The 13,208-nt window shown below is 69.8% G+C and carries 10 protein-coding genes and 1 tRNA gene; 5 read left to right on the top strand and 6 right to left on the bottom strand.

The window, feature by feature from the left end; genetic code table 11:
* The first annotated feature begins 14 nt into the window (after nt 1-14).
* The 3 genes from hrpA to ACIRFL_RS30025 all read left to right on the top strand — a co-directional run bounded on the left by hrpA (nt 15) and on the right by ACIRFL_RS30025 (nt 4,517).
* Complete coding sequence (hrpA, locus tag ACIRFL_RS30015; protein WP_404034492.1) at nt 15-3,992, top strand: ATP-dependent RNA helicase HrpA; 3,978 nt, start codon at nt 15-17, stop codon at nt 3,990-3,992.
* A gap of 93 nt (nt 3,993-4,085) precedes the next feature.
* Nucleotides 4,086-4,160: transfer RNA gene (locus ACIRFL_RS30020), tRNA-Asp, on the top strand.
* Nucleotides 4,161-4,316: 156 nt separating this feature from the next.
* On the top strand, nt 4,317-4,517 hold the full coding sequence (locus ACIRFL_RS30025) for a DUF6274 family protein (protein ID WP_404034494.1): 201 nt from the start codon (nt 4,317-4,319) through the stop codon (nt 4,515-4,517).
* 486 nt (nt 4,518-5,003) lie between these two features.
* Here the strand turns inward: ACIRFL_RS30025 and bldC are convergent, their stop codons facing one another.
* Both bldC and ACIRFL_RS30035 read right to left on the bottom strand, forming a co-directional pair.
* Nucleotides 5,004-5,210, bottom strand: a complete 207-nt coding sequence (gene bldC, locus ACIRFL_RS30030; protein WP_003949541.1) for a developmental transcriptional regulator BldC — start codon at nt 5,208-5,210, stop codon at nt 5,004-5,006.
* Nucleotides 5,211-5,716: 506 nt separating this feature from the next.
* A complete protein-coding gene (locus ACIRFL_RS30035; protein WP_404034496.1) occupies nt 5,717-6,559 on the bottom strand; it encodes a hypothetical protein in 843 nt (280 codons plus the stop codon).
* 283 nt (nt 6,560-6,842) lie between these two features.
* On the opposite strand from ACIRFL_RS30035, the gene ACIRFL_RS30040 reads away from it, so the two are divergent.
* Together ACIRFL_RS30040 and ACIRFL_RS30045 are read left to right on the top strand one after the other, a co-directional pair.
* Nucleotides 6,843-7,922, top strand: coding sequence for a Leu/Phe/Val dehydrogenase (locus tag ACIRFL_RS30040; protein WP_404034498.1), 1,080 nt, complete (start codon nt 6,843-6,845; stop codon nt 7,920-7,922).
* A 435-nt stretch (nt 7,923-8,357) separates the two neighbouring features.
* On the top strand, nt 8,358-8,609 hold the full coding sequence (locus tag ACIRFL_RS30045) for a DUF3073 domain-containing protein (protein ID WP_121895237.1): 252 nt from the start codon (nt 8,358-8,360) through the stop codon (nt 8,607-8,609).
* Nucleotides 8,610-8,684: 75 nt separating this feature from the next.
* Here ACIRFL_RS30045 and purM read toward each other — a convergent pair whose 3' ends face one another.
* The 4 genes from purM to ACIRFL_RS30065 all read right to left on the bottom strand — a co-directional run bounded on the left by purM (nt 8,685) and on the right by ACIRFL_RS30065 (nt 13,053).
* Nucleotides 8,685-9,749: a phosphoribosylformylglycinamidine cyclo-ligase gene (gene purM, locus ACIRFL_RS30050; RefSeq protein ID WP_404034500.1), complete on the bottom strand. Its 1,065-nt coding sequence runs from the start codon at nt 9,747-9,749 to the stop codon at nt 8,685-8,687.
* Nucleotides 9,750-9,779: 30 nt separating this feature from the next.
* A complete protein-coding gene (gene purF, locus ACIRFL_RS30055; RefSeq protein ID WP_404034502.1) occupies nt 9,780-11,309 on the bottom strand; it encodes an amidophosphoribosyltransferase in 1,530 nt (509 codons plus the stop codon).
* Nucleotides 11,310-11,382: 73 nt separating this feature from the next.
* A complete protein-coding gene (locus ACIRFL_RS30060; protein ID WP_404034504.1) occupies nt 11,383-12,219 on the bottom strand; it encodes an META domain-containing protein in 837 nt (278 codons plus the stop codon).
* Nucleotides 12,220-12,255: 36 nt separating this feature from the next.
* Nucleotides 12,256-13,053 carry a sterol carrier family protein gene (locus ACIRFL_RS30065; protein ID WP_404034506.1) on the bottom strand — a complete coding sequence of 266 codons (798 nt, stop codon included), beginning with the start codon at nt 13,051-13,053 and terminating at the stop codon, nt 12,256-12,258.
* Nucleotides 13,054-13,208: the final 155 nt, after the last annotated feature.

A 13,208-nucleotide genomic window follows, 5' to 3' on the forward strand; every position in this document is an offset into this window, starting at 1 on the left:
ATCCTGGGTCGCGTATGTCTACGCATCCCGCCCCCGGCGCACAGTCCCTCGGCGTTCTCGCCGGCCGCCTGACCGAGTTGTCGTTGCGCGATGCGCACCGACTCGGGCGCAGGCTCGAGGGCGCGCGCAAGATCCGTAAGCCGGAGGCCCGTGCGGCCGTGCTCGCCGAGATCGAGGGCGAGGTCGTCAGGGCCGAGGAGCGCATGACCGTACGGCGCGCGCGCGTGCCCGAGGTCGGCTATCCGGAGCAGTTGCCCGTCAGTCAGAAGAAGGACGAGATCGCGGCGGCCATTCGCGATCACCAGGTCGTCATCGTCGCCGGTGAGACCGGTTCCGGCAAGACGACCCAGATCCCGAAGATCTGTCTGGAGCTGGGCCGTGGCGTCCGCGGGATGATCGGGCACACCCAGCCCCGCCGGATCGCCGCTCGTACGGTCGCCGAGCGGGTCGCAGAGGAACTGCGGACGCCGCTCGGTGAGTCGGTCGGCTGGAAGGTCCGGTTCACCGACCAGGTCGACCCGGACGGCACCTTCATCAAGCTGATGACGGACGGCATCCTGCTCGCCGAGATCCAGACCGACCGTGAGCTGCGCGCCTACGACACGATCATCATCGATGAGGCCCATGAGCGGTCCCTGAACATCGACTTCCTGCTCGGCTATCTGGCGCAGCTGCTGCCGCGGCGGCCGGACCTGAAGGTCGTCATCACGTCCGCCACCATCGACCCCGAGCGCTTCTCCCGGCACTTCGGCGACGCCCCGATCGTGGAGGTCAGCGGGCGGACGTATCCCGTCGAGGTGCGTTACCGGCCGCTGCTGGAGGAGGACGGTGACGACGCCGACCGGGACCAGATCACCGCGATCACGGACGCCGTCGAGGAGCTGATGGCGGAGGGCGGCGGCGACATCCTCGTCTTCCTCTCCGGCGAGCGGGAGATCCGGGACACGGCGGACGCGCTGGAGAAGAAGAACTACCGGTTCACGGAGATCCTGCCGCTGTACGCCCGGCTCTCGCATGCCGAGCAGCACCGGGTCTTCCAGCCGCACTCCGGCCGCCGGATCGTGCTGGCGACCAATGTCGCCGAGACCTCCCTGACGGTGCCGGGCATCAAGTACGTCATCGACCCCGGTTTCGCGCGGATCTCGCGTTACAGCCATCGCACGAAGGTGCAGCGGCTGCCCATCGAGCCGGTCTCCCAGGCGAGCGCGAACCAGCGCAAGGGCCGCTGCGGCCGTACCTCCGACGGCATCTGCATCCGGCTGTACTCCGAGGACGACTTCGACGCCCGGCCGGAGTTCACGGACGCCGAGATCCTGCGGACGAACCTCGCCTCCGTCATTCTGCAGATGACCGCGGCGGGCCTCGGGGACATCGAGAGGTTCCCGTTCATCGACCCGCCGGACCACCGCAACATCCGCGACGGCGTGCAGTTGCTCCAGGAACTGGGCGCGCTCGACCCGGCGCAGCAGGACCCGCGCAAGCGGCTGACGCAGACCGGCCGCAAGCTGGCGCAGCTGCCCGTCGATCCGCGGCTGGCCCGTATGGTCCTGGAGGCCGACCGCAACGGCTGTGCGCGGGAGGTCATGGTCATAGCGGCGGCGCTGTCCATCCAGGACCCGCGCGAGCGCCCGGCGGACAAGCAGACGCAGGCCGATCAGCAGCACGCCCGGTTCAAGGACGAGACGAGCGATTTCCTCGCCTTCCTGAACCTGTGGCGTTACCTCCGTGAGCAGCAGAAGGAGCGGGGTTCCTCGTCGTTCCGCCGGATGTGCAAGCAGGAGTTCCTGAACTTCCTGCGGATCCGCGAGTGGCAGGACATCTATACGCAGTTGCGAACCGTCGCGAAGCAGATGGGCATCCACCTCAACGAGCAGGACGCCCCCGCGGACCGCGTTCATGTCTCGCTGCTGGCCGGTCTGTTGTCGCACATCGGCATGAAGGACGTGAAGAGCGCCGGCGCGGAGAGCGGGAAGGGCGGCGGGAGGAACGAGTATCTGGGCGCCCGGAACGCGAAGTTCGCGATCTTCCCCGGTTCGGCGCTGTTCCGGAAGCCGCCGCGGTTCGTGATGTCGGCGGAGCTGGTGGAGACGAGCCGGCTGTGGGCCCGGGTCAACGCGCGGATCGAACCGGAGTGGATCGAGCCGCTGGCGGGTCACCTGGTGAAGCGGACCTACAGCGAGCCGCACTGGGAGAAGGACCAGGCGGCCGTGATGGCGTACGAGAAGGTGACCCTGTACGGCGTCCCGATCGTCGCCGACCGCAAGGTCAACTACGGCCGGATCGACCCGGAGGCCAGCCGCGAGCTGTTCATCCGCAACGCGCTCGTGGAGGGGGACTGGCGCACCCATCACAAGTTCTTCGCGGACAACCGCAGGCTGCTCAGCGAGGTCGAGGAGCTGGAGCACCGGGCGCGGCGCCGGGACATCGTCGTGGACGACGACACGCTGTTCGACTTCTACGACCAGCGGGTGCCCGAGGACGTGGTGTCCGGGGCGCACTTCGACTCGTGGTGGAAGCGGAAGCGGCACGAGCAGCCGGAGTTCCTGGACTTCGAGCGGGAGATGCTGATCCGCGAGTCGGCGGCGGCGGTCACCGAGGCCGACTATCCCGATTCCTGGCGTCAGGGACCGCTGAAGTTCCGTGTGACGTACCAGTTCGAGCCGGGTGCGGACGCGGACGGCGTGACCGTGCACATTCCGCTCCAGGTCCTCAACCAGGTCACGGCCGAGGGCTTCGACTGGCAGATCCCGGGGCTGCGCGAGGAGGTGGTCACGGAGCTGATCCGTTCGCTGCCCAAGCCCATCCGGCGCAACTATGTGCCCGCGCCCAACTATGCGAAGGCGTTCCTGGAGCGTGCGGTGCCGTTGCAGGAGCCGCTGACGGTGACCATGGCGCGTGAGCTGAAGCGGATGGTGGGAGTGCCGTTCGAGGCGGACGACTTCGACTGGTCGAAGGTCCCCGACCATCTGAAGATCACTTTCCGGATCGTCGACGAGCGGCGCCGCAAGCTCGCCGAGGACAAGGATCTGGAGGCGCTGCGGCTGCGGCTGAAGCCGAAGGCGCGCAAGGCGCTCTCGCAGGCCGCGGCGGCGACGGCCGTACGCACGGGCGGCGAGTCGCTGGAGCGCACCGGGCTGACGGACTGGACGATGGGGTCGCTCACCCGGGTCTTCGAGACGCGCCGGGCCGGTCAGCCCGTGAAGGCGTACCCGGCGCTGGTGGACGACGGCGACACGGTCTCCGTGCGGCTGTTCGACACGGAGACCGAGCAGGCCGAGGCGATGTGGCGGGGCACGCGCCGGCTGATCCTGCGGAACATCCCGGTGAATCCGGCGAAGTACGCCAGTGATCGTCTGACGAACGCCCAGAAGCTCGCCCTGTCCGCGAATCCGCACGGCTCCGTGCAGGCGCTGTTCGACGACTGTGCGATGGCGGCGGCGGACCGGCTGATCGGCGATTTCGGCGGTCCGGTGTGGGACGAGGAGTCGTACCGGAAGCTGTACGACAAGGTGCGCGCGGAGATCGTCGACGCGACGGTGCGGACGGTGGGTCAGGTGCAGCAGGTGCTGGCCGCCTGGCAGTCCTGTGAGCGCCGGCTGAAGGCGGTGCGCAGCCCGGCGTTGCTGGCGAACCTGGCGGATGTCAGGGCCCAGCTGGACGCCCTGGTGAAGCCGGGCTTCGTGACCTGGGCGGGGGTGCGGCGGCTGCCCGATCTGATGCGCTATCTGGTGGCGGCGGACCGGCGGCTCCAGCAGATGGCGACGAGCGTCCAGCGGGACACCACGCGCATGCAGAAGGTGCACGAGATGCAGGACGAGTACGCGTGGCTGCTGGAGCAGTTCCCGCAGGGCCGTCCGGTGCCGGCCGCGGCCCTGGACATCCGGTGGATGATCGAGGAGCTGCGGGTCAGCTACTTCGCGCATGCGCTCGGCACGGCGTACCCGGTCTCGGACAAGCGGATCGTGAAGGCGATCGACGCGGCCGTCCCGTGATCGTCCGGGTACGCGGGGTGAGTTCGACCAGTGGCTCACCCTCCTGTACAGTCTCTTCTCGCGGCGCACCGCACGAACGGCGCCGCGACACCAGGTCCTGTGGAGCAGTTTGGAGTGCTCGCCACCCTGTCAAGGTGGAGGCCGCGGGTTCAAATCCCGTCAGGACCGCAGTGCACGAGGGCCCGCCCCGACAAGGGGGCGGGCCCTTCTTGTGTGTCCGGGTGCGGCCGGATGGAGCCGGGGTGCCTTGACGGCGGCACTTTCCGCCGGTACCCAGGGAGCAGGGCCCGCCCGTCCCCGTGTGCGGGCCTGTGGAGGTGGCGTATGGCGGCGGTGGCCAGGCACGAGACGCGGGCGCTCCTCAGGGCCCATCTGTCGGCTGCTTCGTCCTACCGGCATGTGACCCGTCATTGCGCGATCTGCCACCGGCTGCTGCGTCTGGCGATGGACTCCGCCCCGCGGACCGCGGAGGCCGTGGCGGTCGCGGAGGACGCCAGCGAAGACGAGAGCGCCCTTCCCGCGTGACCCTCACCGCCCCAACACCCTTGCCACGATGGGCAACTGACACCGCGGGCCGGTTCCGGCGCGGGCCGCGGGCGGTTCCCTCTAGCGCATCCGGACCGCGGGTAACAAGCACCTCGGCATGTGACGGGTGTCACCGCACGAGTTTGTGAAACGGCGGCGCTTACGCACGTCCTACAACTAGTCAATTTAATATGTGCAATTGCACCCCTCTCCGGGGCCTTCCACAGCGGATCCGACACCGCCCCCCAGAGTCCGACAAGCCCGCTCACAGACCCCGCGCAGCCCCGGCCGCCGGCGCACAAAAAAGATCGCGCTGGACCCGGCGGAGTCCAGCGCGATCGACGACGCACCCTGTGTCGCTGCCTAGAACGTTCTGATCGGCTTGGGCGTGGGGCCTGTTGGGGCAGGTCCCGCGTCGCTTGGAGCTAGGGCCCGGGCGCCTCGACCGGTTGGGGGAACCAGCCGTACGGCCCGGTTATGGAGTTGTCAGGCCTCGCTGCGCTGCTGCGGGATGCCCGCGAGCAGTGCGCGGACCTCCGCCTCGCGGTAGCGGCGGTGCCCGCCGAGCGTACGGATCGACGTGAGCTTTCCGGCCTTCGCCCACCGCGTGACCGTCTTCGGGTCAACGCGGAACATCGTGGCGACCTCAGCCGGGGTCAGCAGCGGCTCGGCATCAGGGGTGCGAGCGGTCATGAGCGGCCTCCTCGGGAGAACCGAACCTTCTCGGTTCTTTCCTCTAAATTCTGCACCTTGACCCGCGTTGCCCGAAATGGCGGACGCGAGTCGAGTCGGTTATAGGACGAACGGCTTGTCCTCGGCACTACAACTACACCATCTGTCCAGCCGCGTCGGCCAAACCGATGGAATTGCCCTCCCAGGTGTTCATCACCGACGGAAGCCGATGGACCATGCCATAGCGGACAGTCACGCCACTGTGACGATCAGTCACACTGGCGCCCAGGAGGCTCCAGACCCCCCTAAAGCGTGCAATGCTGAGCCCTTCCCGGACTCCTTGTCCTATTTTGGCATGAGGAGGGGTAAGAGACGCAAGAGCCGGGTAAAGTGCGGTCCATCACCCTTGACACAAAAGCCCGGATCGACTCCAACCTCCCGTGACGTCGGGGACGTCGGGGAAGTGCCGTCGACCGTACGCGGTCCCCGCCGCCACAGCCGTGACCTGCATCACTTCTGATGTCACGTCAGTTTGCGGAGCGGAGGTCCCGGACCGTCCGCCAGCGCTCCACGAGCCGGCCGTACGCCTCCCCCGCGGCGGCACCGTCGCCCCGGCGCAGCGCGTCGATGCCCTCGGCCACATCGGCCGCCGAGTGGTCCCCCGCCAGCTCGCCCGCGGGCACCGCGTGCACCAGACCGCCGTAGTCCAGCTCCACCAGCGAGCGCGGATGGAACTCCTCGAGCCAGCGCCCGACATCCACGAGGCCGTCGATCAGGGGCCCCTCCTCGACCGCGTCCTTGAGGGTGCGCAGCCCCCGCGCCACCCGGCGCCGGGCCTGCACCATCGGCGTGCGGTAGCGCAGCAGCGGCGCCTCCTCGTCGGCGCCCTCGGCGTACTCCCGCTCCGCGTCGGAGACCAGCACGAACCAGCTCAACGGCACCTGCCAGGTGGCCGTGCGGATCCAGGGGCGGGCGTCGGGGTTGCGGGCGAGCCAGCGCTCGTAGTCCTGGGCGGCCTGGCGGCGCACGACCGAGGGCAGCACAGCGTCCAGGACCGGCGGCGGCAGTTCGTCGGCCAACTCGCCCAGGGCCTGCCAGCCGCGCAGCCGGGTGCGCCAGGGGCAGACGCAGACCACCCCGTCGACGTCCAGCACGAAGGCCTCGCCGCTCTCGTGCACCGGCACCGGCATCGGCGGGGTGGGCAGCAGATCCGCCAGGGAGCGGCGCAGCTCGTCCTGGTAGGAGGGGCGGTCGGGGCGGCGGGCGTAGCGCGCCCAGTGGCCGCGCTCCGACTCCGGGAAAGCGGCCAGCGGTTCGTACACACGCAGATACGTCGCGTAGGGGACGATCACCGAGGACACCTTGGGCACGCCTGCTCCCTCCCCATCGGACCTGGCTCGAAACCCGTGCGGAACCCGCACTCGGACCTGCCCGAGCGGCGCTCGGACATAGGGAAACCCCTGGAAATCCTGCCACGGCCACGGACGGACGGACGACGCGCCAAGGTGATCCTGAACACTGTGCGGTCGGCGGGCGGCCCAGGCTCTACGCTCATGCCACGGCATCCCGCCACCTTCCCCCACTACCAAAAGTGTGGGGGTACCCCCAGGAGACCCGTCTCCACTCGCCGCTACTTACCCGGGAGTCACCACAGTGACCGACGTGACCAACGGCGTCCTGCGCACCCTGTTCCACTCGGACCAGGGGGGACATGAGCAAGTCGTGCTCTGTCAGGACCGCGCCAGCGGCCTCAAGGCCGTCATCGCCATCCACTCCACCGCCCTGGGCCCCGCGCTCGGCGGCACCCGCTTCTACCCGTACGCGAACGAGGAGGAGGCCGTCGCCGACGCCCTCAACCTCGCGCGCGGGATGTCGTACAAGAACGCCATGGCCGGTCTCGACCACGGCGGCGGGAAGGCCGTGATCATCGGCGACCCGGAGCGGGACAAGTCCGAGCGGCTGCTGCTCGCCTACGGGCGGTTCGTGGCCTCGCTCGGCGGGCGGTACGTCACCGCGTGCGACGTCGGCACCTACGTCGCCGACATGGACGTGGTGGCGCGCGAGTGCCGCTGGACCACCGGGCGCTCCCCCGAGAACGGCGGCGCGGGCGACTCCTCCGTCCTCACCGCCTTCGGCGTCTACCAGGGCATGCGCGCCTCCGCCCAGCACCAGTGGGGCGACCCCTCGCTGCGCGGGCGCCGGGTCGGCATCGCCGGCGTCGGCAAGGTCGGCCACCACCTGGTGCGGCACCTACGGGACGAGGGCGCCGAGGTCGTGATCACGGACGTGCGCGAGGAGGCCGTGCGCCGCATCCTCGACCAGCACCCCGAGGGCGTGACGGCGGTCGCCGACACCGACGCGCTGATCCGGGTCGAGGGGCTGGACGTCTACGCCCCGTGCGCACTCGGCGGCGCCCTCGACGACGACAGCGTGCCGGTGCTCACCGCCAAGGTGGTGTGCGGCGCCGCCAACAACCAGCTCGCCCACCCGGGAGTGGAGAAGGACCTCGCCGACCGCGGCATCCTCTACGCGCCGGACTACGTGGTGAACGCCGGCGGGGTCATCCAGGTCGCCGACGAACTGCACGGGTTCGACTTCGACCGGTGCAGGGCGAAGGCGGCGAAGATCTTCGACACCACGCTGGCCATATTCGCACGTGCGAAGGAAGACGGGATTCCGCCGGCCGCCGCGGCCGACCGGATCGCCGAGCAGCGGATGGCGGAGGCCCGCTGAGCGCTCCGCTGGAGGTGCCGCGATATGCCGTCGGTCGTCTGCGGCACCGTTGTGGCTGATCGCGCAGTTCCCCGCGCCCCTTCAGGGCGCGGTCGAACCGTTACGGACTTGGCCGGACCTGGTTGGTCACCAGGCCGGACCGACCCCTGATCACACGTGAGATCGGTACCCGGCGGCGCGAAGTTGGAGAGAACTCTCACTTCTACCGGCGGGTCGTCCCTGGATAAGTGGTTAAAATCGCCACTGACCAGCGAGGACGGGGCACCTCGCCGGTCCTGCGCACACGCGCGTCCTGCGGGCGACGTACCGTATGGGCGCGGGCTCAGGTACCGTGGAAGCCCTACGGACGGGCCTCTCTGCGGAGAGTCCGTTCCAGATCATGAACGCGTGTCAGACTCTGGGGCCGTCGAGCCCCGTCGTTGAGGGGGTCGAGCCATGGGGCGCGGCCGGGCCAAGGCCAAGCAGACGAAGGTCGCCCGCCAGCTGAAGTACAACAGCGGTGGGACGGACCTCTCACGCCTGGCCGAGGAGCTGGGCGCATCGACGTCGAACCAGTCGCCGAACGGCGACCGCTTCGAGGACGATGAGCATGACGACGACCTGTATTCACGGTACGCCGACCTCTATGAGGACGACGACGAGGAGGACGAGGACGGCCAGTCCTCGCAACATCGTCGCGGCGCGTGACGCTGGTAGCGGCTCAGCCGTGTCATCCCGGTCCGGGGGTTCACCACCGGACCGGGATTTGTGCTGACCGCACGGTTACGCGTAGTCGCCGACCAGCCTCGCACCCGTGGGCTCGTCCCCCCGGTCGGTGATCTCGCCGGCCACCCAGGCGTCGACCCCGCGGTCGGCGAGCGTCGTGAGCGCCGCGTCCGTCGACTCCTGCGGCACGACCGCGATCATGCCGACACCCATGTTGAGGGTCTTCTCCAGCTCCGGTCGCGCCACGTCACCGGTCCTGCCGACCAGGTCGAAGACCGGGCCCGGGGTCCAGGTGGCACGGTCGACGACCGCGTGCAGCCCGTCCGGGATCACCCGCGCGAGATTGGCGGCGAGCCCGCCGCCGGTCACATGGCTGAAGGCGTGCACCTCGGCGGTGCGGGTCAGCGCCAGGCAGTCCAGGGAGTAGATCCTCGTCGGCTCCAGCAGCTCCTCGCCGAGGGTACGGCCGAACTCCTCGATCCGCGCGTCCAGGGACAGCCCGGCCTGGTTCAGCAGCACATGACGGACCAGGGAGTACCCGTTCGAGTGAAGACCGGAGGACGCCATGGCGATCACCGTGTCACCCGTACGGATAAGATCCGCGCCCAGCAGCCGGTCGGCCTCCACGACGCCGGTGCCGGCGCCGGCGACATCGAAGTCGTCCTCGCCCAGCAGACCCGGGTGCTCGGCCGTCTCGCCGCCCACCAGGGCGCAGCCGGCCAGCACACAGCCCTCCGCGATGCCCTTCACGATGGCCGCGACCCGCTCCGGGTGCACCTTGCCGACGCAGATGTAGTCGGTCATGAACAGCGGCTCGGCGCCGCACACCACGATGTCGTCCATGACCATCGCGACCAGGTCATGGCCGATGGTGTCGTACACGCCCAGCTGACGGGCGATGTCGACCTTCGTGCCGACGCCGTCGGTGGCGGAGGCCAGCAGCGGGCGCTCGTAGCGCTTGAGCGCCGACGCGTCGAACAGTCCGGCGAAGCCGCCGAGGCCGCCAAGGACCTCGGGGCGCCGGGTCTTCTTCACCCACTCCTTCATCAGCTCGACGGCGCGGTCGCCCGCCTCGATGTCGACGCCCGCGGCTGCGTAGCTGGCACCAGTGGTCTCAGGCATGACTGTGACTTTCGTGTCGTACGGCAGGTGTTACGGGCGACGGATCGCGTCGACTGCGGCCGGGGCGGCCGTGCCGGCCGCCAGCTCGGTCTCCAGGAGCTGCTTGCCGAGCAGCTCGGGGTCCGGGAGTTCCATCGGGTACTCGCCGTCGAAGCAGGCGCGGCACAGGTTCGGCTTGGCGATGGTGGTCGCCTCGATCATGCCGTCGATGGAGATGTACGCCAGGGAGTCGGCGCCCAGCGAGGTGCCGATCTCGTCGATGGACATGCCGTTGGCGATCAGCTCGGCGCGGGTGGCGAAGTCGATGCCGAAGAAGCAGGGCCACTTCACGGGGGGCGAGGAGATCCGGATGTGCACCTCGGCCGCGCCCGCCTCGCGGAGCATGCGGACCAGGGCGCGCTGGGTGTTGCCGCGCACGATGGAGTCGTCCACGACGACCAGGCGCTTGCCCCTGATGACTTCCTTGAGCGGGTTCAGCTTCAGGCGGATGCCGAGCTGGCGGATGGTCTGCGAGGGCTGGATGAAGGTCCGGCCGACGTAGGCGTTCTTGACGAGACCGGCGCCGAACGGGATCCCGCTGGCCTCCGCGTAGCCGATGGCGGCCGGGGTGCCGGACTCCGGGGTCGCTATCACCAGGTCGGCCTCGACCGGGGACTCCTTGGCGAGGCGGCGGCCCATCTCCACCCGGGAGAGATACACGTTGCGACCGGCGATGTCGGTGTCCGGGCGGGCCAGGTACACATACTCGAAGACACAGCCCTTGGGCTTCGCTTCCGCGAATCGCGACGTACGCAGACCGTTCTCGTCGATCGCCACGAACTCGCCGGGCTCGATCTCACGCACGAAGCTGGCGCCCGTGATGTCGAGGGCTGCGGTCTCCGAGGCGACCACCCAGCCGCGCTCCAGGCGGCCCAGCACCAGCGGGCGGACGCCCTGCGGGTCACGGGCGGCGTACAGGGTGTGCTCGTCCATGAAGACGAGCGAGAAGGCGCCCCTGACCTTGGGGAGGACCGAGTGTGCGGCCTCCTCGATGGTCAGCGGCTTGCCGTCGTCGTCGACCTGGGCGGCGAGGAGCGCCGTGAGCAGGTCGGTGTCGTTGGTGGCCGCGACCCGGGTCGAGCGGCCGTTGGTGTCCTTCGGCAGGTCGGCGACCATCTCGGCGAGCTGTGCCGTGTTGACCAGGTTGCCGTTGTGGCCGAGCGCGATGGAACCGTGCGCCGTGGCGCGGAACGTCGGCTGGGCGTTCTCCCACACGGAGGCGCCGGTGGTCGAGTAGCGGGCGTGTCCGACCGCGATATGACCCTGGAGCGAACCGAGCGAAGTCTCGTCGAAGACCTGCGAGACGAGGCCCATGTCTTTGAAGACGAGGATCTGGGAGCCGTTGCTGACCGCGATTCCCGCGGATTCCTGACCCCGGTGCTGGAGGGCGTAGAGCCCGAAGTACGTGAGCTTTGCGACCTCTTCGCCCGGAGCCCAGACCCCGAAGACGCCACACGCGTCCTGGGGGCCCTTCTCGCCGGGGAGCAGATCGTGATTGAGTCGACCGTCACCACGTGGCACGTGTCCGAGTGTAGGCGAGATCGACCACTGGTCCGAATTGGCTAATGCCCCGAAGATGTGTGTTCGTCATCCGTCACGGCTCCGCGACCGCGCCGACCCACTCGCCGTTTTCGCTGGTCAGCGTGAGGCTGCGGTGATCCAGGCGGTAGCCGACCGGGCCGTCGAAGAGGCGCAGCAGGCTCTTTTCCGTGTGCATGAGTGAGACGTCGCACACCCTTCGGGTGGTGGCGGCAGTGCCCAGAGTGATATGGGCGTCGCGGACCGTGGCCTTCGCGGTCACCCGGTTGCAGCCCAGGCTGCCGGTGACCCGGCCGCTCTTCTCGTCGAAGACGAGATACGGCGCGGCGCCGCCGGGCAGCGAGGCCGCGGTGCCGTCGGGGCCGCCGGCACCCAGTGCAGTGATGATCCACTTGGTGCCCCGCAGTGGGGCGTCCGGTTCCTCGGACAGCCGCACAAAGTCGCCGGACTCGGTGCCGAGGGTCAGTTCGCCGCCGTGCACCCGGGTGGTGAGCGGGCCGTCGGCGAGGGTACGGGCCAGCACCCGCTCGAAGGCCATCGGCTCCCGCGCGCAGCCCATCTCGGTCGTCTCGGCGTCTTCGAGCGTCAGTCGGTGGCCGTCGAAGACGGCCCGGGCGCTGAACTGGTTGCAGCCGTAGCTGCCCCGGACCCGGCCGTCGGCGAACTCGGTGTAGGCCCCGGCGGGCGCCCGCCGTATCGTGCCGTCCACGGTGACGCTGTCGACGCTCCAGCGGACGCCGGTGACGGACGCGCGGACGGAGCCCGAGCCGCCGTCCACACGCTCGCTGCCGCAGGCCGCGAGCGGCAGCAGCACGAGCGGGGCCATCAGGGTCAGGCGCCGCCGGTTCCGGTTGCTGGTCCATGTGCTGTGCGTGCTGTCCGTGGTGTCCATGGCCCTTGGACGCGGCGACCCGGTCTTCGGTTCGCGCTACGACATCAGCGGCAGCAGTCCGCCGAGGTCCGCGCGCTCGCCGCTCGCGCTGACCTTCGCGTCCGCCACGGCGTCCGCCCAGGCCAGCCGCCCTGTGGCGAGCCGGATCCAGGTCAGCGGGTCCGTCTCCACGACGTTCGGCGGAGTGCCGCGGGTGTGCCGGGGCCCCGGTACGCACTGCACGACGGCGTACGGCGGGATGCGCACCTCGGTGGAGCCGCCCGGTGCCTTCACCGCGAGGGCGTCGGCGAGCAGACGGGTCGCCGCGGCGAGCGCCTGCCGGTCGCAGGGGACCTCCAGGCCGGGCACGGCGGCGTTCAGGTCGTCGGTGTGGACGACGAGTTCCACGGTCCGGGTGACGAGGTAGTCGGCGAGCGGCAGGGCGCCGGCGTTGGTCTCCAGGATGCGGCTGCCGGGATGCGCGTCGAGCCGGGCGACGAGGTCGCGCTCTACGTCCGTGAGGTAGTCGACCGGGTCGGGGTGGCGCTCCACGAGGGCGCGGGTGAACTCGTCGATGGCCGGGGCGTTGGCCGAGGTCGCGAACGGCCAGTCGAGGAGCGTGGCGCCCTGCCGGGGTGGCTCCGGCCGGTCGAGGGAACGGCCGATCGCCGTGACCGCCATCCCGATGTGCGCGACGAGTTCGCGTACGGTCCAGTCGCCGAGCCGCGTGGGAAGCGCCAGCTGTTCGGGGCTGAGGGTGCGGACCGCTTCCCGTACGGTGCGCAGCTGGGCGAGGACCGCGGTGCGGGTTCTGGCGGGGTCGTAGGTGCGGGTACGCGAGGTGGCCGGTGGCATGGACGCTCCGCTGGGGGCCGAAAGGGGTGCGGGTGTGTTGTGTGAGGGCGCCTCGGGGGAGGGTGGGATCCGTTGGCGGGCGGGTGCGGGCTCGTTGTGGCTGGGCGCGCCGTTCCCCGCGCCCCTTTCAGGGGCGTTGGCCCTCAGCTTCGTTG

This window comes from Streptomyces sp. NPDC102462, assembly GCF_044765425.1.
In the GTDB taxonomy this organism is placed as follows: Bacteria; Actinomycetota; Actinomycetes; order Streptomycetales; family Streptomycetaceae; genus Streptomyces.

What these genes read in the sequence shown, in the direction of transcription:
- purM (WP_404034500.1), bottom strand. Translation starts at nt 9,749, where the DNA reads ATGCCTGAGACCACTGGTGCCAGCTACGCAGCCGCGGGCGTCGACATC.
- hrpA (WP_404034492.1), top strand. Translation starts at nt 15, where the DNA reads ATGTCTACGCATCCCGCCCCCGGCGCACAGTCCCTCGGCGTTCTCGCC.
- ACIRFL_RS30060 (WP_404034504.1), bottom strand. Translation starts at nt 12,219, where the DNA reads ATGGACACCACGGACAGCACGCACAGCACATGGACCAGCAACCGGAAC.
- ACIRFL_RS30025 (WP_404034494.1), top strand. Translation starts at nt 4,317, where the DNA reads ATGGCGGCGGTGGCCAGGCACGAGACGCGGGCGCTCCTCAGGGCCCAT.
- ACIRFL_RS30065 (WP_404034506.1), bottom strand. Translation starts at nt 13,053, where the DNA reads ATGCCACCGGCCACCTCGCGTACCCGCACCTACGACCCCGCCAGAACC.
- ACIRFL_RS30045 (WP_121895237.1), top strand. Translation starts at nt 8,358, where the DNA reads ATGGGGCGCGGCCGGGCCAAGGCCAAGCAGACGAAGGTCGCCCGCCAG.
- bldC (WP_003949541.1), bottom strand. Translation starts at nt 5,210, where the DNA reads ATGACCGCTCGCACCCCTGATGCCGAGCCGCTGCTGACCCCGGCTGAG.